The sequence below is a fragment of the Microbacterium sp. 4R-513 genome (genome assembly GCF_011046485.1).
Classification (GTDB): domain Bacteria; phylum Actinomycetota; class Actinomycetes; order Actinomycetales; family Microbacteriaceae; genus Microbacterium.
Genome location: NZ_CP049256.1, coordinates 991,211 through 1,015,410, shown reverse-complemented (window position 1 = coordinate 1,015,410; position 24,200 = coordinate 991,211). Strand labels below are relative to the sequence as shown.

The window sequence follows — 24,200 nt, the reverse complement described above, 5'->3', positions numbered from 1 at the left end:
TGGATGCCGCGGCGTCAGCGCGATCAGATGATCGAGAGCTCGCGCAGCTTCGACTCGACGTCGGCGTTCGACGGCTCGACGTGGTGCGTCGCGTCGGGGTAGACGACGACGGGGATGCTCGTGCGGCCCGAGATGTCGCGCGCGATGTCGGCGGCGTTCGGATCCGCCATGAGGTCGACGTACTGGTACTTCACGCCGAGCTCATCGAGCTGCTTCTTCGTGCGACGGCAGTCGCCGCACCACTCGGCGCCGAACATCGTGATGGTCGAGGAGGAAGTCATCCTTCCATCCTCCCGCATGCATGCTGGACGATCGCCGATGCTGGGGAATTCCCATGCGTCTCCGCAACCCCTTCATGGCGGGGATTTGGGCATGCGACGATGGTCGCCTGTGCAACTCTCGATCATCGTCCCCACGTACAACGAGGCCCCGAATGTCGCGGAACTCGTTCAGAGGGTTGCCTCGGCGACGGCCGGCATCGAGACCGAGCTGATCTTCGTCGACGACAGCACGGATGCCACGCCCGACGAGGTGCGCCGGGTCGCGGCATCCGCTCCCCTTCCCGTGCGGCTGATCCACCGCGAGAAGCGCACGGGCGGCCTGGGCGGAGCGGTGCTCGAGGGCTTCCTCACCGCGGAGGCCGATGCATGTCTCGTCATGGACGGCGACCTGCAGCATCCGCCCGAGGACATCCCCGCCCTCTGGGCGCGGTTCCGCCGCGGCGACGTCGACGTCGTCGTGGCGTCCAGGTATTCCGGGGGCGGCACGTCCGGCGGGCTCTCGGACCGCACGCGCATCGCGGTGTCGAAGGCCTCGACGGCCCTCACCCGCGCGATGTTCCCGATCCGCCTGAAGGACGTCACCGACCCCATGACGGGGTTCTTCCTCGTCGACCGCCACGCCATCGAGCTCGACACGCTCAAGCCGCGGGGCTTCAAGATCCTGCTCGAGATGCTCGCGCGCAAGAACCTGCGGGTGGCCGAAGTGCCGTTCGACTTCGCGGGCCGGCACGCGGGGGAGTCGAAGGCCTCGATGCGCCAGGGCTTCCACTTCCTGACCCAGCTGACGCTCCTGCGCTTCGGCAAGATGTCGCTTTTCGCCCTCATCGGAGCCTTCGGGGCGGTGGCCAACCTCGCGATCATGTGGGGTCTCACGCACGCGGGCGTCGACTACATCGTCGCCGCGATCATCGCGGCCGAGACGACGATCATCGGCAACTTCCTCCTGCAGGAGCGCTATGTCTTCCAGGACATGACCGGTGCCGCGTCGGGCGTGTGGTCGAGATTCGGCAAGTCGTTCGCGTTCAACAACGCGGAGGCGCTCATCCGCATCCCCGTGCTCGCCTTCATGGTTCAGACGTGGCACATCTCCGCCGTCTTCGCCGCGGCGATCACGCTCATCGTCGCGTTCTTCGTGCGCTTCATGTTCCACTCGCTCGTCGTCTACGCGCCGCAGCGGGCGGGCGCCGAGCCGAGCCGAGTACGGCGGTTCGTCGAAGACCTCGACTCGCAGGCGATGTCTCCGGGCGAGCTCTAGGCCTCCGGCGAGGTCCAGCTGTTCGGTGAGCTTCAGATTCGGCCGGCCGGCTCCGTTGACGGCCGGCCGAAGTCCTCGGCCGGGGCGATCCGCGGTTACCAGTAGGAGGCCACGACGTCGTCGGTCGTGCCGTCCCGCTGCTGCGCCGCCGACATGAGGTCGAGTGCCTGCCGCAGGGCGGTGCTCGACGTGTGCACCGTATAGGGGAAGTACACGACCTCGACCCCGACCGCGGCGAACTCCTGCTCGAGCTTCGCGCCTCGCTCGGTGCCGCGCCAGTCGTCGCCCTTGAAGAAGTGGGTGAAGCCGAGCTCTCGCCAGGTGTCGAGCTTGTCAGGCACGGTCTCGATGTGGACCTGGTCCACGTAGGTGATGCTGCGGACGATCTCCACGCGCTCGGCGGTCGGGATGACGGGCTCGATGTTCTTCACGAGCCGCAGCATCTCGTCGCTCACGACGCCGGCGATCAGGAAATCGCAGTTCTCTTTGGCATGCCGAAGGAGGTTGAGGTGTCCGACGTGGAACAGGTCGAACGCCCCGGCCGCATAGCCGATGCGCACAGTCATGATTCCCCCAAGCGAATCCCGCGGCGTCCCAAGCGCCGCGGCTGTGGCGGCAACCCTACTCCCTATCCCCGCCGAGAAACAGGGTCGGTTGCCGTCATGGTCCGACGGCCGTGAAGCGGATGTCGTCGAACGAGGTCTTGACGGGCGCCGTCGCGCTGCTCGACATATAGGTCCACAGCAGCATCGATCCGGATGCCTGGAGCGCGGCGGTCGCATCCGTCGCGGTCGCCTGCCAGGCCGCCGGCTCGGTCGTGCCCTGCGGCCAGAGCTTCGCCGACAGGGTCGTCGCGCCGTTGGCCGTTGTCGCCCTCACCGCCACGCTGTACCAGGCGCCGGGGGTCGTCATGCGGATGCCGAGGGCCGTCCTGCTGATGAGGGTCTCCACCCCGCCGCTCCGGCGGATGAGGTCGAGGTACGGGATCGTCCCGCTGACGTAGACCTTGAGCCGGTAGTCCGCGCTGGAGCTCACCGCGCGGGGCGAGATGACGGTGTAGAGCGACCCGGCCGCCGATGTGCGGTCCCACGACACGCTGAGTCTCACCTCGGACGACGTGGCGCGGGCCGCTGCGGCCTCGACCTGTGCCGAGGTGCCGGCCGTGGTCAGCGTCATCGCCCCGACGCCGTTCGCCACGGCGAAGCGAGACGCCGTGCCGGTGAGCGTCCAGGCGCCGCCGACGTCCGCCGTTCCCCAGCCGTTCGCGACCGTGCGGCCGAAGTCGTCGGCCACGAGCGCCGAGGGCGGCTGCGGGGGTGCGGCGACGGTGACGCTGCGGGTCGTGGTGTGGGTGGCGCCCTTGTCATCCGTGACCGTGAGGCTGATCGTGTACGTGCCGTCCGCGGCGTAGGTGCGGGTCGCGGTCGCGCCGGTGGCCGTCGTGCCGTCGCCGAAGGTCCACGCCCACGAGGCGATCGTGCCGTCGGGGTCGGTCGATCCCCCGCCGCTGACCGAGACGGTGCGTCCGCTGATCGTGGGCGTCGCGATGACGGCGGTGGGCGGCTGGTTCACCGGTGCGGCGACGGTGACGCTGCGGGTCGTGGTGTGGGTGGCGCCCTTGTCGTCGGTGACGGTGAGGCTGATCGTGTACGTGCCGTCGGCGGCGTAGGTGCGGGTCGCCGTCGCGCCGGTCGCGGTCGTGCCGTCGCCGAAGGTCCACGCCCACGAGGCGATCGTGCCGTCGGGGTCGGTCGACCCCGCGCCGCTGACCGAGACGGTGCGTCCGCTGATCGTGGGCGTCGCGATGACGGCGGTGGGCGGCTGGTTCACCGGTGGGGGTGGTGCCCCGATCTGGCCGACCGCGGAATAGTCCGGGAAGAGCGTCGTGACGCTCGCCCCGGCGGAGCCGGAGAGGTACACGTACGCCCCGACGCCGCCCGACGTCTGAAGGGCTGCCGAGGCATCCGTCGACGTCAGCGACCACGCGGACGGCTCGGTTCCGCCCGTCCACGCCTTCGCGCGAAGCGTCGTGGGCGAGGTCCCGCTCAACTCGAAGCGCACCTTGACGGATGCCCCGGCCGCGACGCCGTTGCCGATCCGCTGTGTGCCGAGGATCGTCTCGGCGCCGTTCAGCACGCGCCGGAGGGTGACGACGGTCGCCGTCGAGGACAGCTGCACGGTCGCGCGGTAGTCGCTCGCGCCGATGTCGCGGCCGAGAAGCGACACGTAGGCGCCCGATCCCCCGGGCGCGACCGACGGCGAGAGCTCCGTCGCGACCGCGAGATCGGTCGACCGGAACACCGTCGCGTCGACCGAGCGGCCCTGGCCGGGTGCGACGGTGATGCGCCCGTTGGCGCCGTCGACCGAGAACGACGACGCGCTCGAGGTCGGCACCCACGCCTGCCCAGTCTCGGCGGTGCCCCAGCCGGAGGCGGCCGTGCGGGTGAAGGAGTCGGTGAGGCGTGGCGCCGACGCGCCCGCGCGCAGCGTGAACGTCGGCGACGTCACCGTGTCGGTCCCGGCGTGCACGACCGCCCGCCACTCGTACGCCGTGTCGGCGGCGAGTCCCGCCCAGGTCGCGGACGCCGTTCCGCCCACGACCGAGGACGTCCCGATGGTCTCGAACGGCGCGGGCGCGGGCGGCGTCAGCTCGAACGGCAGCACGAACGAGGAATTCGCATCGGTCTCGTAGCGATCGAGCGTGGGGGAGTACGTCGTCGCGGTCATGGTGTTCGCGGCCGGGTCGAACGTGTAGTACCGGAGCCAGCCGTCACCGCCGTTGGCGCGGTCCTGGTAGTCGGTCATGAGCTGGTGCACGGGCTTGCCGCACGTGTTCGGGTCGGTTCGGGATGCCTCGCCCTCGTCGCCGTTGTGCTCGTGGCCCGAGATCACGATGCGGATCTGGCAGTGCGTCGAGACGAAGTCGTTCCACAGCGACGCCTGCGACGTCCCGCCCGGCCGCTGCGTCCCCGTCCAGCGGCTTCCCGACACGGTCAGAAAGCTGTGCGTGACCATGACCACGGTGCGATCCGGGTAGGCGTCCAGCACGCGGTCGGCCCAGTCGAGGGCGTAGCCCGGCGCTTCCCACTCGAGATTGAGCACGAGGAAGTCGGTGCCGCCCGCCGTGAAGAGCGAGTAGCTGTCGAAGTTCTTGCGGTCGACGGGGTCGGGCCCGAACTGGTTCTGGCCGAGGTATCCGCCGTACTTCGTGGTCGCGGTGTTCCAGCCCGCCTGGGCGTACCGCGAGACCGGGAAGTAGGTGTCATAGGGCCCGACCGCGCCGGTCGCGTTGTCGAAGTCGTGATTGCCCGGCACGACCGAGTTCGGCTGGTTCGCGGCATCCAGGATCCCGAGCGCCGCAGAGGTCAGCGACCACTGCGTGGGATTGGTGTACTCGCTCACGAGGTCGCCGACCTGCATGGTGAAGGCGACGCCGAGCCGCGCGCTGTTGTCGACGATCCACTGCGCCTGGCGGTTCATCGTCGACTGCCGGTTGTTGTACGTGTAGTTCTGGGTGTCGGGCAGGACGACGAGCGTGAACGGGTCCTCGTCGGTCGGGCCGGGCACCGTCAGACCCTGGCGGCGGCCCTCGAAGGTCACCGTCGCGGGATCCCCGTCCGGGTCCGAGACCGACACCTTCAGCTCGGCGCTCGTGCCGACCGTCGAGCCGTCCGACGGCGAGACGAGCGCCACGACGGGCGGCGCGGCGTTGGCCGGCGGCGCGAAGGCGATCGAGAGGGATCCGGCGATCAGTCCCCAAGTGACGGCGATCGCCAGTTCTCTTCTGCGATGGGTTCTTCGGGTAGGTGTGCTCACGGCAACTCCCCAGTCGCAAGATGGGCGTGATTATGGCACCGTTCGGGGCCAGGGGCAATGACTCACCGCATCCGAGCGCGCGCGCCTGGCAGGATGAACCCGCGGATGCCTGGGGGGAGGGCGCGATGAGAAGCAAGGCGATCGGCGGCATCGCCGCCCAGTCGATGCAGGCCCTGATCAGCCTCGTCCTGCAGATCATGGTGTCGCGGATCCTCGGGATCGACGACTTCGGGCAGTTCGCGATCCTCTACGGCATCATCGTGCTCGCGACGGCCGTCATCACCGGTCTCGTGGGCGACACCCTCGTCGTGCTCGACCGGAGCCGGCACGGCATCCGCGCGGGCCTCGAGGGAACGCTCGCCCTCGTCACGGCGTCGGCGGCGGTCATCGCGGGAGTCCTCGCCTGGGCGACCGGGTTCGTGTCGGGCGTCGATGCGGTGCTCTTCGGCGCGGCGCTCGCGGCATTCGCGGTCGAGGAGATCGTGCGGCGGCTGCTGATGGCCCGGCTGGCGTTCCCCCGCGTGATCGCGACCGACCTCGCCGGCTTCGTCATCGCGCTCCTCGTGCTCGGCGCCGTCTGGCTCGCGCAGCCTCTGACGCTCGGCGCGTTCCTCGGCGCCATCGCAGCCGGGCAGGCGGTCGCGGCGTGCGTGGGCTGGTTCCTCGTCCCCCGGGACGACCGGTTCCTCGTCCGGCTCGGCGGCGCCGATTACGCGGCGGTGTGGAAGTACGGCTCCTGGCGCGGCCTGCAGCAGACCCTCCGCCCCGCGATGTTCACCGCGACGCGGCTGCTCGTCCTCGGCTTCGCCGGACTCACCGCGGTCGGCGAGCTCGAGGCTGCCCGTACCTACACGTCCCCGCTCATCCTCGTCGTCGGCGGCTTCTCGTCGTACCTCTTCGTGCGGTTCGCCGGCAAGCACCGCGACGGCGAGGGAGCCGACTCCCTGCGCGAGGCGGATCGCGTCGTGCTCGTGCTGCTCGGGCTGACGATCGTGATGGGGGCCATCGCGGTCGCCCTCGCACCGTTGGTCGGACCCCTAGCCTTCGGCGTGGAGCTCAACACCGTCGCGGTCGTCGCGTGGGTCGCCTATGGGGCCTCGGTCGCGATGGTGACGCCGTACGGCGCCCTCGGCGCGGTGTCCGGACGGCAGACCGCCGTCTTCCTCATCCGCCTCGGTGACACCGTCCTCGGCCTGGCGGCGGCGACGGTGATCCTCGCCTCGGGTCTGTCGCCGGCGACGGTTCCGTTCGCTCTCGCGGTGGCTTCTCTGCTCGGCGGAATCGGCCTGCGCTGGCTCGCAGCCTCGTCCAAGGACACACCTCGATCACATCCTGACGGGACTCCATCTTTCGGGTGATAGCATTCCCGCCACATCCCGGCTGTCGAAAGAGGGGAAGGCAGTGGAGGACGTTCCTTATGGGCGCATTCTGCGGGAGGGCTGGCTGATCATCCTGATCGCGGTCCTGCTCGGCGGTGCGTCCGCCTATGGGGTGGCGAAGATGCTGCCCGAGACCTATACCGCGACATCCACGATGCTCCTGCAGGTGGAATCGACGCAGGCGTCGCTGTTCGAACGCAACGAGTTCAGCCTCGATCGCATCAAGACCTATCCGGCGCTGGTCGACAGTCCGACGGTGATCGACGGCGTCCGCGACGACCTCGGCCTCAGCAAGGACGAGTACAGCGATCGCGAGATCCGCCAGATGCTCGCGGCCGACAACGCGACCGACACCGTGCTGCTCACCGTCCGTGCGGAGGGGCCGACGGCCGCGATGGCCTCCGACATGGCGAACTCGGCGGCGAAGAACCTGTCCAAGCTCATCCGCACCACAGAGAACTCCAAGACGGACCTGCGGTACGACGTGAACCTCGATCAGGTCATCCCCGCCGTCGCGCCGGCCTCTCCGTCGTCGCCGCAGGTGCTGGCGATCACGGGGCTCGGGCTCATCGCGGGCTTCGCGATCGGGGCGATCGTCGCCGTCTACCGCACCACGACCAACCGGCGCCTGCGCACCATCTCGGACGTCCGCCGCGCATCGGGGCTTCCCGTCGTCGGGCGGCTCCCGCGCCGGTCCCGTCTGCCCGGCACGCAGTCCGACGTGGCGGAAGAGGCCGCCTACGAGGACGCCATCAACAACCTCTTCGCCCTTGCCGGTACCGACGTGTCGCGCTTCATGCTCGTCCCGGTCACCCCCGGCAGCGTCGACGAGCCGATCCTGAGGGCGTTCCTGATCGCGTGCGAGGCCGCCGGCCGCCGCGCCTGCATCCTCGACCTGAGGTCCGACGTCAAGCCGGGGGCCGCGGTGCGCTCCCTCGCGGAGGTCCTCGATCACGTGCCGTCCGGGCCGCGCCCGGGCACCCGTCGGCCGCCGCTCGTCTCGACGATCTACGGCATGACGACGCGCATCCCGATCTCGACGCTCGAGAGCGAGATCCCTGCGGCCGTCACACGCCTCGGGCTCGACTTCGACATCGTCGTCGTCGTCTCGGGACCCGCCGAGTCGAAGCTCATCGAAGCGACGGTGGCAACGGGCGCGGGCGTGATTCTCTCGATCCGCCACAACGCCACGACGGCCACCGACCTCGTCTCGATCGCCACGCGCCTGCGCGTGATGGGAGTCCACCCGCTCGGCGTGCTGATGACCCACGCCGGGCCGCGCGACATCGGGGCGGCCGCCGAGAGCTGGCGCGAGTCCGACCGCGTCGAGATCCACTCCGTGCCGGCGCCGGGAGTCGTAGTGGTCGAGCTTCCCCCGCAGCCCCAGCTGCCGGGCGAGGCCGCAGCCCCGGAGGCTCCGATCGACGAGCCGGCCGCCGTCGGCGCCGAGGCGACTCCCGCCGCCGACGCCGCTCCCGTCCGGGACGGCGAACGTCATGGGAAGCGCTGAGCGACCGCCGGTCCTCCACGGCGACGCATCGCGCCCGAGCCGGCAGCGCATCGTCGCGGTCGCGATCCTCTTCGTGCTGCTCATCCTGAGCGTGATCCCGTGGCGGAGCGACACGATCTATCAGGGCGGTGTCGACTCTGTCGTGGTCGCCAAGGCGATCATCGCGGTCTTCACGCTCGCCTTCGCCATGGTCCTCTACGCCCGGACGAGGGTGAAGATCCCGGTCGGTCTGGGCCCGGCTGTGGTCCTCGGCATCGTGCTCCTCCTCTCGCTGCTCGGCTCCCTCGTCTCGGGCTACTCCGCTTCGACATCGGTCATCGTCGTCCGCATCGGGATCGCGATGACGACCGTCCTGCTCGTGCTCTCGTCGGTGCGCTGGCAGTACGCGCTGGGCGGGCTCATGGCCGCCATGGCGCTCTGGGCCGTCATCGCCGCGGCGACGGGCATCGGCACACTCTTCTCGGAGGGGCGCCTTGGCGGGCGCGTGCCCGAGATCCATCCCAACGAGGTGGCGGGACTCGCGGGCGCTCCGCTGGTGGCGATGGTGGTGTGGATGCTGCGCACCCGCGTGCGACCGTGGCGCGTCCTCGTCGCGCTGCTCCTCCTGGCGATCGTCCTGGCGAGCGGGTCGCGCACCGCGCTTCTCGGAGTGTTCATCGCGATCGGCATCGCCTTCCTCACCAACGGGATGCCGAGCCGCGGCATCGTCTATCTGCTCCTCGTGACCCTTCCGGTGGCCTACGCCGTCGTCGTCTTCACGGGCATCGTCGAGGCTCTCCTCACGCGGGCGGGCTCGACCGATGCGACGTCGGCCCTGGACGCCCGCTTCGAGGCGTGGCGGGTCGTGCTGTCCTGGGACTGGCAGTCGTGGCAGAAGTGGGTCGGGATGGGGCTGTCGGTCAAGAAGGTGGCCGTCAACCTCCAGTACCGCCAGGACCAGGTGCTCGACAGCAGCTGGGCCTCGCTGCTCGCGCAGACGGGGGTGCTCGGGACGGTCCTGGTGGCCGGGCTCGTGGCGTGGTGCCTCGTAGGAGCGCTCGTCTCGTCGTCACGCCGCGGCGCCCTGCTCCCGCTGCTGGTGCTCCTCGTCCTGCGGTCGCTCACCGAGAGCGGGCTCGTCGACAGCGCGATCCCGTTCATCCTGTTCCTCGTGATCGCGACGCTGCTGACGCATCGATCGCGGCATCCCCAGGGATCCCCGCCCCTCTCCGCCATCGGAGCGGGCGACGAGCGAGTCTTCGCCGGGCGGGCTTAGGATGACGATGATCGCGCTACTTGGGGATGCGCGGCGACTTCGGTGCAAGGGGTGCACTCATGTCTGAATCAGGCGATTCGCCCGCTCGGACCAACGGCTGGACGCGGTGGCTCGCCATCGGACTGGCCGCCGTGGTCGTCATCGGGCTGGCGATCTGGGCGTTCACGAGCTTCCGGCCGGCATCGGACGCGGGCGCTTCGCCGCCGACGAGCACGAGCTCGAGCACGGCCCTCGATCCCGCGGTCGCCTCCCCGACACCGCAGCCGACGGAGTTCTCGACGCCGACGCCCGGAGCGACCGACCCGGTGACCAAGCCCGATGGATCCACCGAGGTGCCGCTCGACCAGCCCGCCACGACAGCCGACGACGTCGTCATCGAGGTGACCTCGATCGAGAAGCGCAGCGCCGATCGTGCCGTGCCGGGCGAGGCGGGCGGTCCTGCCCTCGCCGTGACGGTGCGCATCTCGAACAACGGCGCCGAGGCCGTGGACACGTCGGGGTCGAACGTGAACCTGACGTACGGCGGCGACGAGCAGATTCCGGCGGTCGCTCTGACCGCCGAAGGCACGACTGTCTGGCCGGCATCCGTCGCGCCAGGAGACGCTTCATCAGCGGTTTTTCTTTTTCGGTCCCCGAGGGTGCGTCCGGAGACATACGTGTTATCGTCGACCTGCTGGCGACGGCGCCAGACGTCGTCTTCGTGGGGCCCGAACCCTGAGAACCCGGCGAACTTGGGGAATGTAGTCGAGCACTACAGAGGTGTAGTCCTCGGCGACACACGACATCTGGGGAGATGTATCGTGGGCGCTTTCGCATTGACGGGCTTCGGCCGTACCCGTTCGGTGGTCGCGGCTGTCGCGACCTCGATCGCAGTCATCGTCGGATCCTTCGTCGCGCTGGCTCCGGCTCGCGCCGACGTCAGTCCACCACCGGGTGAGGCATCCACCGTCACTGCGGACGCCCTGCCCACGGTGCAGATCAACGGCATCGTGTGGGACCAGGCGGTCGTCGGCAACGTGGTCTACGCCGCCGGGCAGTTCACCCGCGCGCGTCCGGCGGGCGCCGCGGCCGGCACGAACGAGACTCCGCGGTCCAACCTGCTGGCCTACGACATCACCACGGGCAACCTGATCGCGTCCTTCGCGCCGACGATCAACGGCCAGGTGCGTCAGGTCGAGGCATCCCCCGACGGCACTCGGCTGTACATCGTCGGCGACTTCACGCTGGTGAACAACCAGACGCGCAACCGCGTCGCCGCCTTCGACCTCCCGAGCGGCACCCTCGCGGCGTTCAACCCGAACTCCAATGGAGCGACGCTCGGCATCGACGCGACGAACTCCACCGTGTACATCACGGGCACCTTCGGCCGCATGAGCAACGTCGACCGCTTCGGCGCGGCCGCGGTCACGCGCGACGGCGCGCTGCTCCCCTGGGCCCCCGTGCTCGAGGGTCGCCAGGGCCGGGTCGTGGTCGTCTCGCCCGACGGGAGCAAGGTGGTGCTGGGAGGCAACTTCCAGACGCTCAACGGCAGCAGCAACCCCGGCTATGGCCTGGCGATGGTCGACGCGACGAGCGGCGCGCTGCTGCCGTTCTCGACGAACAACGTCGTGCGGGACGCGGGGACGGATGCCTCGATCCTCTCGCTGAAGTCCGACGGCGACGACATCTACGGCACGGGCTACGTCTTCGGCAACGGCGGCAACCTCGAGGGCAGCTTCCGCGCCTCGTGGACGACCGGCGACCTGATCTGGGTCAACGACTGCCACGGCGACCAGTACGACGTGCAGCCTTCCGGCGACGCCGTCTACACCGCGGGGCACGCGCACTACTGCGGCAGCCTCGTCGACGGCTTCCCGCAGAGCGACCCGTGGACGTTCTACCGCGGCATCGCCACCTCGAAGACGGCCGCGCGCATCACGCCCTACGGTCTCAACAACGGCTACTACGACTTCGGCGGAAACCCCGCTCCCAAGCTGCTCCACTGGTACCCGACCTTCAACGCCGCCAACGTGAGCGGTGCATCGCAGGGTCCGTGGACCGTCAACGCGAGCGCCAACGGCGACTACGTCGTGTACGGCGGCGAGTTCACCCGCGTCAACAACGCCGGTCAGCAGGGCCTCGTGCGCTTCGCCGTGCCGGGCAAGGCGACGAACGCCCAGGGCCCGATCCTCTGGAACACCGACTGGCCCGCCACGGCCATCGCCCTGAGCGGAAACTCCGTCCGGGTCAGCTGGCCGCTCAACTACGACCGCGACAGCGAATACCTGAAGTACGAGGTGCTGCGCAACAACGTCGTCGTCAAGACGTTCGACAACGTGCGCTCGAAGCCCAAGGACTGGGGTCTCCCGCCGATGTCGTACGTCGACACGAACGTCGTGAACGGCACGACGTACACCTACCGCATCCGTGCGACGGACGCACAGAACCACTCGATCCTCGGCGGCATCGCGACGATCACGGCCTCCGGCACGGCCACGGCGAGCGCCTACCGTGACGCCGTCCTCGCGGACACCCCGCTGGATTACTGGCCGCTGGACGACTCCTCGCCGACCCTCTCGTACGACTGGGCCGGGGCATCCGACCTCACGGTCAACACGGGCGTGACGCGGGGCACCGCGGGAGCCATGCTCAACGACCCCCGCCCGGCCTCGAGGTTCAACGGCAACTCCGACGGCTTCGCGTCGACCACCAACGCGATCGCCGGACCGGACACCTTCGGCATCGAGGCGTGGTTCAAGACCACCACGACCTCCGGCGGCAAGATCGTCGGATTCGGCAACAGCTCCACGGGCACGTCGTCGAACTACGACCGCCACATCTACATGGAGCCGAACGGTCAGGTGACCTTTGGCGTGTGGATCGGATCCGCGGCGACCGTGACCTCGCCGAGCGCGTACAACGACGGCCAGTGGCACCACGTCACGGCGGGCGAGAGCGCGAACGGCCTCATCATGTACGTCGACGGCGTCCGCGTCGGCCAGCGCACAGATGTGACGACGGCGCAGCCGTACAACGGCTTCTGGCGCATCGGCGGCGACAGCCCGTGGTCCGGCAACGCGTTCTTCGCGGGCGACATCGACGACGTCGCGATCTACGCGGCGCCGCTGACGAAGCAGCAGACGCAGGCGCACTACACCGCCTCCGGCCGCACGATCGTCGGGTCGACGCCTCCGGCGGACGCATACGGCCAGGCGGTCTACGGCCTCGAGCCGGCGCTGTACTGGCGCCTGAACGAGACGACGGGAACCGTGGCCGCGGACGCCTCGGGCTCGAACCAGAAGGGCACCTACTTCGGTGCGGTCGACCAGGGCGCGAACGGCGCACTGGCGGGCGTCTCCAACAAGGCAGCGACCTTCAACGGCGGCCAGGTCATCAGCCAGGGCTCGTACAGCAACCCGCGCTCGTACTCGCTCGAGGCCTGGTTCAAGACGGACACCACGACCGGTGGCAAGATCATCGGCTTCGGGAACAGCCCGGACGGCAACTCGTCGGGATACGACCGGCATATATATATGACGCCGGACGGCAAGCTCATCTACGGCGTGTGGGTCGGATTCACCGACACGCTCCAGACCTCGAACTCGTACAACGACGGCCAGTGGCACCACGTGGTGGCCACCCAGGGCGCCCCGGGTATGCGGCTTTACGTAGACGGCACGCTGCAGGGTTCGAACGACCACACCGACGCGCAGGACTACACGGGCTACTGGCACGTGGGCGGCGACGTCACGTGGGGTCCGGGTGACTGGGAGTTCGACGGCACGATCGACGAGGTCGCCGTCTACATGCAGCCGATCACGGCGGCGCAGGTGGCGCAGCACTACACGCTCGGCAGCAACGCCCAGCCGGCGAATGCCACCCCGACGGCGAACTTCACGCAGACGACGACGAAGCTGAAGGTGGATGTGGATGCCTCGACATCCATCGACACCGACGGCACGATCGCGAGCTACAGCTGGAACTGGGGCGACGGCACCCCCGTCACCTCGGGACCCGCCGCCACGGCGAGCCACACCTACGGCGCGGCAGGCAGCTACACCGTCACCCTGACGGTGACCGACGACAAGGGCGCGACGGGGACGAAGAGCGTGACCGTCGACCCTGTCGCCAACCAGGCGCCGGCCCCGTCGTTCACCGCACCGGTCACCGGTCGGACGGTCAACGTGGATGCCTCGGCGTCGACCGACGCCGACGGCACGATCGCCGGATACAGCTGGAACTGGGGTGATGGGACCGCAGCGGGCACCGGCGTGACGGCGAGCCACACGTACGCGGCGAACGGCACGTACACGGTGACTCTCACGGTGACCGACAACGACGGCGCGACGAGCACCGCCACCAAGTCGGTCGCGGCAGCTGCCGCCAATCAGGCTCCCGTCGCCTCGTTCACGACCACCCAGACGAACCTGAGCGTTGCCGTGAACGGCTCCGGCTCCAGCGATCCCGACGGCACGATCGCCGGCTACAGCTGGAACTGGGGTGACGGCACGGCAGCGGGCACGGGAGTCACGGCGAACCACACGTATGCCGCTGCGGGCACCTACACGGTGACCCTCACGGTGACCGACAACGGCGGTGCGACCAACAGCACCTCCAAGTCGGTCACGGTCGCCGCCGCCAACCAGGCTCCGGTCGCCTCGTTCACAGCCACCCCGACGAACCTGAGCGTTGCCGTGAACGGCTCCGGCTCCAGCGACCCCGACGGCACGGTCGCCGGCTACAGCTGGAACTGGGGCGATGGCACCGCGGCGGGCACCGGGGCGACGGCGAACCACACGTATGCCGCCGCAGGCACCTACACGGTGACCCTCACGGTGACCGACAACGGCGGGGCCACGAACACGACCTCGAAGCCGGTCACAGTCACGGCGCCGCCGGCAGGCGCACCGTTCGCCCTCGACGACTTCAACCGTGCCAACGGCACGCTGGGGACGGCGCAGACGGGCGGCGCGTGGACGCAGACCGCGGGTGCGACCAACGTCGGGATCGAGAACAACGCGGCACGGTTCACGACCACGGCGGCGGGCCAGACGCGCAGCGCGACGCTCAACTCCACCACGTCGACGAGTACCGACCTGACGTTCTCGTTCACCACCTCGGCGACGCCGGCCGGCGCGCGGATGTACATCTCCGCGCTCGGACGCGTCGTGGGTTCGGACGACTACCGCGCACGGTGGGTGATCGCCACGAACGGTGCGGTCCAGGCGCAGTTGTCGCGCGGAGGCACGGTGATGGTGTGGCAGGACCTTCCTGCCGCCAACAACATCGTTCCCAACACGAAGTACAACGTGCGGCTGCAGGTCTTCGGCACGGGTCCGACGACCCTCCGCAGCAAGATCTGGGCGAACGGCACGGCGGAGCCGGCGGCGTGGCAGCTGAACACGACCGACGCGACGGCCGCTCTCCAGGTCGCCGGCTACACCGGGATGACGACGTACGCCGGTGGCGGGTTCTCGAGCCTTCCGTACAACGTGTTCTTCGACGACTTCCGTGCCGTGGCGGTGACCCCCTGACGTTCACCGACTCGTACCAGCGCCTCGCCGCGGCCCAGAAGGGCCGCGGCCGAGGCGCGCCGGCCTACTCGATCTACGTCAACCGGCCTGCGGGGCGCATCTTCGCCGCGGCGGCGTATTCGGCAGGACTGACCCCGAACCAGGTCTCGCTCATCAGCGCGGCGTTCACGTTCACCGGGATAGCCCTGCTCGCGACCGTGCCGCCGTCGCTCCTCCTCGGGGTGGTGGTGTGGCTGCTGTTGGCGGTCGGATACGCGTGGGACAGCGCCGACGGCCAGGTCGCGCGGCTGCGCGGCGGAGGGTCGCTGGCCGGCGAATGGCTCGACCACATCCTGGACTCGGCCAAGCTCGTCTCGCTGCACATCGCCGTGGCGATCGGCGCCTACCGCTTCTTCGACCTGCCCAACGCGGGATGGGTGCTGGTCCCGCTCGCGTTCGCGATCGTCTCGACCGTCACGTTCTTCGGGATGATCCTCAATGATCTGCTCCGCGGGAAACGCGGTGTGCCGCAGGCGGCCGAGGCGGGCGGCTCGTCGCCGCTGCGCGCCGTGCTCGGTCTCCCGACCGACTACGGGGTCTGGTGCCTGGCGTTCCTGCTGTGGGGAGCGACGACCTGGTTCATGGTCGTGTACACCCTTCTTCTGGTGGCCGCAGTGGCATATCTCGGTGCCGCACTCTTCGTGTGGTTCCGCAGGATGAAGGCGATCGGGTAGCACGCGCTGCAAGCTCATACACGAGGAGCAATCGAGGGCGGCCTGTGAGAATCATCTCATTCTCGCAGGGCTATGACACGCCGGCTGTTATCGTTCTGAGACATTGCTTCCCGCGTATGCCAGGTGTGCCTCTTGCGCGCCTCCAATACTGCAACCGGGATACCCGATCCCCCGGAGTTCTTCTTTTGCGTTCCACCCTGCCCTCGCTCGCTGCTGCCCTGACCGTCTCCCTACTTCTTCCCGGTGCCGCCGTCCTCGGCGCACAACAGGCCACCGCTCTCGATGGAGCGACCTCTTCGGCCGTCTTCGCCGACGACATGAACCGGACCGTCTCGGCGGGCCTCGGCACGTCGACGAGCGGCGGGGCCTACACCCTGTCCGACCCCTCCGCCTTCTCGGTGACCGGCGGCACCGCCCGCGCCGTCGTCAGGACCTCGGGCACCTCGGTGTCTGCGCGTCCGGCCGACGTCTCGCTCGCTGACGCCACGTCCTCGGTCGAGTTCACCCTCGACCAGCTCCCCCAGGCGGGCGGCGGCATCTACCTGAGTCTCCAGTCCCGCCGCACCGCGGCGGGCTTCTACCAGGTGCAGGCCCGCGTCGATCCTCAGGGCCGCCTCCTCCTCGAGGCGCTGCGCGTCAACGGCTCGCAGCAGCAGTCCCTCGGACGGATCGAGGTGGCGGGCTTCGCGATCACGCCCGGCGTCCCGTTCCGCCTCGACACCCGGATCGCCGGCGATCAGGCGGCGATCGACGCCCGTGTCGCGCGCGTCGACGCGACTCGCTCGGATTGGGACCTGTCGGTGAAGGACACGGCGTCCAACCGCCTCGTCGCCGCCGGCGGCGTGGCGGTGCGGGCCTACGTCTCGGCGAGCACGCCGGCCCAGGCCGTCCGCTTCGACGACCTCACCGTCGCCGCGGTCTCGGATGCCTCCGCCGAGCCGGCCCCGGAACCGACCCCCGCCCCGGAACCGACTCCCGCCCCGGAGCCGACTCCCGCCCCGGAGCCGACCCCCGCCCCGGCGCCTGAGCCGACACCGGCCCCCGCCCCCGCGCCCCCGACGGTTCCGGCCACGCCCGTGGCGTCGTCGTGGGACCAGACCGGCGCGCGCGCCGAGTCCGGTGCGGCGGCCGTCGGCTCGACGCGCTACGCGGTGCCGGCCGGCGCTGTGTACGTCGACGCCGCTGCGGCGGCCGGCGGAACCGGAACGGTGACCGCCCCCTACAACTCGATCCAGACCGCGATCGACCGCTCCGCGAGCGGATCCGTGATCGTCCTTCGCGCCGGCAGCTACCACCAGAGCGCGACCGTTCCCTCGGGCAAGGCGCTCACGATCCAGTCGTACCCCGGCGAAGCCGTGTGGCTCGACGGATCCGAGAAGATCTCGGGCTGGACGGCCTCGGGCGCGTCGTTCTACAGCCCCGGCTGGACGTACGACTTCGACTCGACCCCCTCCTTCACGAAGGGCGAGGCCGATGGCACCGCGCCGGGATGGCAGTGGCTGAACCCCTCGTACCCCATGGCCGCCCACCCGGAGCAGGTCTGGATCGACGGCGTGCAGCAGCGCGAGGTCTCGTCGCTGTCGCAGCTCACCGCGGGCACCTTCTTCACCGACACGGCGGGCGACCGCCTGTACCTCGGCACGAACCCGCAGGGCCACGACGTCCGCGCCAGCACGCTCACGAAGGCGCTGTCGCTCCGCGGTGCGGGCACGGTCGTGCGCGGCATCGGCATCCGCGGCTACGCCACATCCGTCTGGATGATGGGCGCGGTCACGGTCGAGGCTCCCAAGACGACGCTCGAGAACGTCGAGATCCACGACACGGCGACGACCGGCCTGTTCGTCGGCGCGGCGGACGCCGTCGTGCGCGACGTCACCCTGGCCCGCAACGGCCTCATGGGCCTCGGCGCCAACTTCGCCGACCGGCTGCTGGTCGATGGCCTGCTCGCGGTCGAGAACAACAGCGAGCACTTCAACCAGGCACCCGTCTCGGGCGGCCTGAAGATCGCGAAGTCGCGCGGGTTCACCGTGAAGTCCTCGGCCTTCCTGCGCAACGACGGCCCGGGCCTGTGGACCGATCAGTCGGTGTACGACATGGACATCTCGGGCTCCGACTTCGTCCAGAACAAGGGCACGGGCGTCTTCCTCGAGATCTCGCAGAAGGTCGACTTCGTCGACAACCTGGTGCTGGGCAACGTGGGCAACGCCATCAAGATCAACAACACCGGTGGCGTGAACCTGTGGAACAACACGATCGTCGGCGGTGACCGCGTGCTCAACATCGTGCAGGACGAGCGCTCCGCGTACGACGCGTCGGTGCCCGGGCACGACCCGCGCTACCCGTTCCCCGACCCGACGATGCCGTGGGTGATCCGCGACATCACCATCGGCAACAACGTCATCGCCCAGAGCAGCGGCAACTGCACGCTGTGCGTCGAGGACTACTCGCACAAGTACGCCGCGAGCGACCTCAACATCCGCTCGAACGGCAACATCATCCAGCGGGATGCCGCGAACAGGCCGTCGTGGTTCGTCGTCTGGTCGCGCGGCGCGGCCAACGTCAACCCGTACGTGTTCTCTACGTTCGCGGACTACCGGTCGACGACCGGCCAGGACGCTCGTTCGCTCGGCCTCGAGGGACGCGCCGTGACCGATGCGAGCGGACACCTGCTCGCCGACATCGCCGCCCAGTCGCCCGCCGTGGCCCTCGCGCCTCCGTCGGCACTGGTGGGTCTCATCGGGAGCAGCACGCCGACCATCGGGGCGCGCTTCCCGTAAGCCGCATCCCCCGACGGCAGCGCCCGGGAGGCGACCGAGTGATCGGTCCGCTTCCCGGGCGCTGTCGTATGCGGCCGAGTCTCCCGACGGCGGCGCCGGATGAAGTCGCCGCCGGAAGGCGACCCCACCCGGCCCGCGCGTCAGGTCGTCACTGCGCCGGCCCCGCGAAGAAGCCGTCGTAGCTGTAGACGACGGGAACCGTCGTCGCACTCGAGGACAGGTAGCTGTTGATTCCGACGTACCCCGGCGCCTGCAGGACCGCTGTGCTGTCGGTCGCCGTGAGCGTCCAGGCGGCGGGCTCCGCCGTCGCGGTCCGCCACACCTTGGCCTTGAGCGTCGTGGCGTTCACCCCGGACACCTGCAGGCGGATGCTCAGCGAGTCCGGCGTCGTGACCGAGACCCCAGGGAGGGTGAGGCTCGTGAGAACCGTCTCGGCGCCGCCGACCGTCCGCGTCAGCCACAGCGCGACCGCCCCGTTCGAGGCGACCCGCACCTTCGCGCGGTAGTCGTTTAGGTTGTCGATCTGCCGTCCGATCGCCGAGAAGTAGTAGCCGCCACCCGTGGAGACCTGGTTCACGGCCACCGTGAACCGCTCCTCCGTGCTCGTCGACGGCGCAGCGCCCGCGAGGGACGCGGTGTAGCTGTTGCCCGCCGAGAGCGTGACCTTGCCGACGCCGTCCGCCACCGAGAACTTGCTCAGCGCCGTCGCCGTGCCCGGGTTCATCGTCCAGGCGCCGCCGACCTCCGCCGTGCCCCAGCCGTTCGTCGCGGTGCGCTCGAACGAGTCTTTCGCCCAGACGAGCGGCGCCGTCACCGTAACGGGCTTCGACGTGGAGTTGGTCGCTCCCCGGTTGTCGGTGACGGTGAGCGTCACGGTGTACGTGCCGGCCGCGGCGTACGGGTGGGATGCCGTCGCACCGGACCCCGTCGACCCGTCGCCGAAGTCCCAGGCGTACGAGGCGACCGAGCCATCGGCATCCGTCGATCCCGACCCGTCGACCGATGCCGTCAGATCCGTCGAGGTCGAGGTGAACGACGCCGTCGGCGCCTGGTTCGCCACGACCGACACCGGATGGGTCACGGTGTTCGTCGCGCCGCGGTCATCGGTCACGGTGAGCGTCACGGTGTAGGTGCCCGCGGCGGCGTACATGTGCTGCGCGGTGCTCCCGGTCCCCGTCGAGGCGTCTCCGAAGTCCCACGCGTAGCTCGCGACAGTGCCGTCGGTATCGCTCGAGCTCGAGCCGTCCAGCGAGGCGGTGAGCAGGTCCGTCGTGGCGGTGAAGGCCGCGACGGGCGGCGTGTTCGGCGCCTGCGAGGTCGTCACGCTCTTCGTGATCGTGCCGACGGCTCCGTCGTCGTCCGTCACCGTCAGCTTGACGGCGAACGTGCCGGCGCCGGCGTAGACATGGGTCGCGGTCGCGCCCGTGCCGGTCTGCCCGTCTCCGAAGTCCCACGCATAGCCCGCGATCGTTCCGTCGGAATCGGCGGAGGCCGATGCGTCGAACGCCACGCTGAGGTTGGTCACCGTCGACGTGAAGGCGGCCGTCGGTGCCTTGTTGGGCGCGACCGTCACGGACTTCGTCGTGGAGCTGACGAGCGACGTGGCGTCGGTCACCTTGAGCGTCACCGTGTACGTGCCGGCTTGGGCGTACGTGTGCGCGGCCGTCACGCCGGCCGCGGTCGAGCCGTCGCCGAACGTCCAGTCGTAGCTGACGATGTTCCCGTCGGCGTCGGTGGATGCCGAGGCATCCACGTTCACCGCCAGCTCGTTCGTCGTCGCGGTGAACGACGCGACGGGCGCGCGCTCACCCGGGGTGCGGCCCGCCGCGGCGAAGTGCGACCGGATGCGGTCCTCGCTCAGCACGCCGGGGTACACCGCGACCTCGTCGAGCGTCCCGGTGATGTAGTTGCTCGACGTGCTGCCGAACGTCCGGTCTCCGCCGATCCGCCAGTAGCCGCGGTAGTTCTGCGCCGTCGTGACGCCGTTGCTCCCGACCAGCTTCGTGTCGACCCAGAGCTTCATGCCGTCCGGCCCCTGCGAAGCGACGGCGTAGTGCCACAGCCCGTCGTTGTACGCGGCCGGGCTCACGACGCTCGTCTGCGAGCCGTTGTTCACGCCGAAGCTCACGCGGCCGTTGCTCTGCATGACGATGTGCCGGTCGTAGTTCGTGCTGAGGCCGCTCGCCGCATTGCCGAAGCCGACGAGCTTGCCGCCGGTCGTGCTGGTGGTCTTGAACCACACTTCGGCGGTGAACGCCGTCGGCGCGTTCGTCGCCTCTTGCGCGACCACGAGGCCCGACAGCAATCCGTTGAAGGTCGTCGCGGTGTCGCCCGAGATGGCGCCGGGCTGGCTGCGCGTCACGCTCCCGCTCTGGTTGCCGGTCGACCCGCCGACGGCGAAGTCGCGCACGGGGCCCGATGCCGTCTCGTTCAGCCGCCAGTACAGGTCGGGCGCATCGGTCGAGACCGCCGCGCCGTACGCGTCGGCGGGCGCCGCGGTCCAGCTTCCCGTCCGGCCGCTCGCCGCGTAGTGGGCCTGGACATCGCCCTTGGTCAGCGCCTTGGCGTAGACGGCGACGTCGTCGATGCTGCCGGAGAGCGCTGCGTCGCTCGGCCGGTTGGTGAAGCTGCCGGTCTGGTCGGCGCCGATCCGCCAGTATCCGATGTAGGACTTCGGCGTCGTGGCGCTCTGATCGCGGCCGACGCGGATCCCGTCGACGTAGAGCTCCATCCCGCCGGTTCCGACGGTGCCCACGATGTGGTGCCACTGGCCGTCGTTGACGCTCCCGCGGCTGTACACCGTGCGGTACGAGCCGTCGTTGATGGCGAAGTTCGCCCGGCCGGAGGTGTCGAGATACAGCACCCTGTCGGTGAGGCCGGACGCCGAGGTCCCCGTCGAGGAGTTGCCGTACCCGACGATGCGGCCGCCGCGGGTGCTCGTCGTCTTGACCCACGCCTCGACCGAGGTGGCGGCGGTGGTCGACTCGCTGTCGGTCGTCGTCATGCGCGGGTTGCTGCCGCCCGCCGAGGTGACGGCGGCGTCGACGTCGTTCGTGAGCGCGCCGCTCGCGCCGAGCGTGAGGCTCAGGAGCGTGCCGGGTGCATCCCCGACGTCGTCGTACAGCTTCGTGCCCAAGGTCTCGCCGAGGCGCCAGTAGTGCGTGGGCGCGCTTGCGCGCACCGCCGTCCGGTAGGTGGATGCCGCGGCCCCCGACACCGTGATGTACGGCGACCAGGCGCTCCACTGCACGTTGCCGTCGGCATCCTTCGCCCTCACCTGGTAGCGCACCTGCGCACCCGGCGTCTGGCCGGTGTCGGTGATGCTGAGGCTCGGGAGCCGCCAGAACTCGCTGTCATTGCGGGTGAAGGTCGCGATCTTCGTCGCGGGGCTGCGGAAGACGTCGTACGTGATCGCCGTGTTGTCGCGGTCCCACACGCTGCTGAACGGGACGCGGACGGTGCCGGCCTCGTTCGAGTACGGAGCGGGTGTGAACGCCGTGCTGTTGATCGGCGCGACGGCGTGCGGCGAGATCGGGCGACGCGCGAAGCGGACCAGGCCCTGCTGCGCCGTCGTGTTGACCTTCGGGAATTCGCCGCCGAGCACGATGTAGTCGGAGTTGCCGGTCACCGACCATGCGGCCTGCCGGGCGTCGGTGTAGCTGCCGAACTCCAGATCGGGGTACCAGTGCAGGAGCCCCGCGTAGGCGTTGCCGGTGAAGTCCCAGCCGTACGCGTCCTTCGTCGTGATGGTCCCGACCGGGAACGTCGGCTCGGCCGTCGCCTTCTGCCAGCGCGACCGCGGGCTCGTGTCGGGGAAGCCGCCCACGACCGTGCAGTCGTGGCGGTGGCCGACCGAGTACAGGACCTGGCCCTGGGGGAAGCTCGAGTACGTGTCGCCGAGGCAGTCGTTGATCCAGTTGATCTTCCCGGTGTACGGATCGGCGGCGAAGGTGCCCTCGAAGGATGCCCCGGCGCCGAAGGCGTATCCGGTGCCGAAGACCTGCGTGCCGTCGGTGCTGAGGCTCGAGATCGCCCCGTTGAGGCCGGCCGTTTTGATGGTGCTGACGGCTGCCCACGGCATCGCGTTGCCCGTCGCGGCATCCAGCGATCCCATGCCGTACGCCGTCTGGCCGTTCAGCTGCGTGAACGACCCGGCGATGATCACGCGGGAGCGGTCGGGACTGGAGACCATGTCCCAGACGAAGCCGTCGCCCGCCGCGACCGGTGCCCAGGCCGTCAGTGTGCCGGTGGTCGTGTCCCAGGCGGCGAGCTCCGTGCGCGGCTGACCGCCGCTCGAGCGGAAGTTGCCGCCGACGTAGACGGTGCTGCCCGAGAAGGCGAAGCCGCGCACCTGGCCGTCGGTGCGGGGCGCCCACGAGACGAGCGCACCCGTCGCGACGTCGAACGCCGCGACGTGGGAGCGCGCCTGTCCGTCGACCGTGGTGAAGTCGCCGCCGAAGTAGACCGTCTTGCCGTCCGGCGCGGCGCGAACGACGAGGCCCTGGGCGTCGAGGGAGTGCGTGAAGTTCGGGATCGGGTTGCCCGTCGTGATGTCGAAGGCGAAGATGTTCTGCGCATCGATCTCGCCGGCACCTCCCACAGCGACCCCCGGCGGCCGCGCCTTGGTGAAGCTGCCGGTGACGTACACCGTGTTGCCGACGACCGCCTGGCTCCACACGACGCCGTTGATCTGCCACGTCGGCAGCACGTCGGTCGTGACCGTGTCGGGCAGCGCCGGGGGATCGGCCGCAGCGGCCCGGCCCGAGGGGACGACCACGAGGGCCAGCGTGGCGACGATCATCGCCACGGCGACGAGCGAAGCGGTGATGCGACGGGAGGAGACCCCCATCCGGTCGCGGATGATTCCGGGCATGAGGAGTCCTCTTGTCGTCGGTGCGCTGTGCGTGGGAAGGACGGTCACGGGAGGCATGTCACTCGAGGCCTCCGCGGAAGACGGCTGATGTGTGGGCCGCGTCGAAGTCGACCACCAGCGTGATCTGCGACTTCGAGTCGTCGGGGACCGCGAAGGCGTACACGGCGGTCGCCTTGCCGCCGGGGCTCAGCGTCCCGGCGAAGTCGTGCACGTCCGCCTCGTCCGCGTAGACGGGCTGGACGGGGGTGCCGCTCTTGTCGAGCAGCGTCAGGACGGACGTCCCGAGGTCGATGGGGTCGGACGACCCGTTCGTCAGCTCCAGGCTGAGGCGGGCGAAGGCGCGGCCGGGGAAGCTTCCCGGGCCCTTCGCCGTCTCCTCGGCGAACGACACGTCGGTGATCCGCACCGACACGCCGTCCGGATAGGCGACGGGATCCGAGGGCGCCGCCGGCTCGGCCTTCTGGGCCGGGGCCGTGGTGACTCCGGCGCGGCCCACCTTCGGGACGGGCTGGTCCGGATCGGCGGTCGTGGGAGGCGCGGACGCCGACGCGGTCGGCTCGGGGGCCGGGGAAGCGGTGGAGTGGGGGGGATGCCGGTGCCGACGCCGATGCCGACGGATGCGCCGGCGCGCCGGCCTGGGACGCGGGCTCGGCGGAGCAGGCTGCCAGGCCGATGCAGAGCACCGTGGCAGCGAACAGAGCGCACGCGCGAACAATCATGACGATTGTCCAATCCCCATACTTCGAGTGCGGGGAGGACCCTGCGCTCCGCGCGACGGTGCGCATTCGCCGTGCCAATTCCCAAGTGACACGATCCCCAGTGGGCAAA

The 24,200-nt window shown here is 69.8% G+C and carries 12 protein-coding genes; 7 read left to right on the top strand and 5 right to left on the bottom strand.

Features of this window, described 5'->3' with window-relative positions:
* Positions 1–23: 23 nt before the first annotated feature.
* A complete protein-coding gene (locus G5T42_RS04335; protein WP_165125952.1) occupies positions 24–281 on the bottom strand; it encodes a glutaredoxin domain-containing protein in 258 nt (85 codons plus the stop codon).
* Between the two features lie 109 nt (positions 282–390).
* Between G5T42_RS04335 and G5T42_RS04330 the strand changes: the two genes are divergently transcribed.
* On the top strand, positions 391–1,536 hold the full coding sequence (locus G5T42_RS04330; protein ID WP_165125949.1) for a glycosyltransferase family 2 protein: 1,146 nt from the start codon (positions 391–393) through the stop codon (positions 1,534–1,536).
* A 95-nt stretch (positions 1,537–1,631) separates the two neighbouring features.
* On the opposite strand, the gene G5T42_RS04325 is transcribed toward G5T42_RS04330, so the two are convergent.
* Together G5T42_RS04325 and G5T42_RS04320 are read right to left on the bottom strand one after the other, a co-directional pair.
* Positions 1,632–2,102 (bottom strand): adenylyltransferase/cytidyltransferase family protein, encoded by a 471-nt coding sequence (locus G5T42_RS04325; RefSeq protein WP_165125946.1) that lies wholly within the window; start codon positions 2,100–2,102, stop codon positions 1,632–1,634.
* A 94-nt stretch (positions 2,103–2,196) separates the two neighbouring features.
* Positions 2,197–5,352, bottom strand: coding sequence for a PKD domain-containing protein (locus G5T42_RS04320; protein ID WP_165125943.1), 3,156 nt, complete (start codon positions 5,350–5,352; stop codon positions 2,197–2,199).
* A 125-nt stretch (positions 5,353–5,477) separates the two neighbouring features.
* Between G5T42_RS04320 and G5T42_RS04315 the strand changes: the two genes are divergently transcribed.
* From G5T42_RS04315 to G5T42_RS04290, 6 genes are all read left to right on the top strand, one after another.
* A complete protein-coding gene (locus G5T42_RS04315) occupies positions 5,478–6,710 on the top strand; it encodes a hypothetical protein (RefSeq protein ID WP_165125940.1) in 1,233 nt (410 codons plus the stop codon).
* Between the two features lie 43 nt (positions 6,711–6,753).
* On the top strand, positions 6,754–8,241 hold the full coding sequence (locus G5T42_RS04310) for a hypothetical protein (protein WP_165125937.1): 1,488 nt from the start codon (positions 6,754–6,756) through the stop codon (positions 8,239–8,241).
* Complete coding sequence (locus G5T42_RS04305; protein ID WP_165125934.1) at positions 8,228–9,496, top strand: O-antigen ligase family protein; 1,269 nt, start codon at positions 8,228–8,230, stop codon at positions 9,494–9,496. Before G5T42_RS04310 ends, G5T42_RS04305 begins: the two co-directional genes overlap by 14 nt.
* Before the next feature lie 59 nt (positions 9,497–9,555).
* A complete protein-coding gene (locus G5T42_RS04300) occupies positions 9,556–15,009 on the top strand; it encodes a PKD domain-containing protein (RefSeq protein ID WP_165125931.1) in 5,454 nt (1,817 codons plus the stop codon).
* The gene (locus G5T42_RS04295; RefSeq protein WP_165130079.1) at positions 15,006–15,722 is read left to right on the top strand and encodes a CDP-alcohol phosphatidyltransferase family protein; all 717 of its coding nucleotides are present in this window, start codon (positions 15,006–15,008) and stop codon (positions 15,720–15,722) included. Before G5T42_RS04300 ends, G5T42_RS04295 begins: the two co-directional genes overlap by 4 nt.
* 317 nt (positions 15,723–16,039) lie before the next feature.
* Positions 16,040–18,499: a right-handed parallel beta-helix repeat-containing protein gene (locus G5T42_RS04290; protein ID WP_165125928.1), complete on the top strand. Its 2,460-nt coding sequence runs from the start codon at positions 16,040–16,042 to the stop codon at positions 18,497–18,499.
* A 148-nt stretch (positions 18,500–18,647) separates the two neighbouring features.
* Here G5T42_RS04290 and G5T42_RS04285 read toward each other — a convergent pair whose 3' ends face one another.
* Entirely contained in the window at positions 18,648–23,372 is a 4,725-nt protein-coding gene (locus G5T42_RS04285; protein ID WP_165125925.1) for a PKD domain-containing protein, read from the bottom strand.
* Positions 23,373–23,430: 58 nt separating this feature from the next.
* The gene (locus tag G5T42_RS04280; RefSeq protein ID WP_165125922.1) at positions 23,431–23,868 is read right to left on the bottom strand and encodes a DUF4352 domain-containing protein; all 438 of its coding nucleotides are present in this window, start codon (positions 23,866–23,868) and stop codon (positions 23,431–23,433) included.
* Positions 23,869–24,200: the final 332 nt, after the last annotated feature.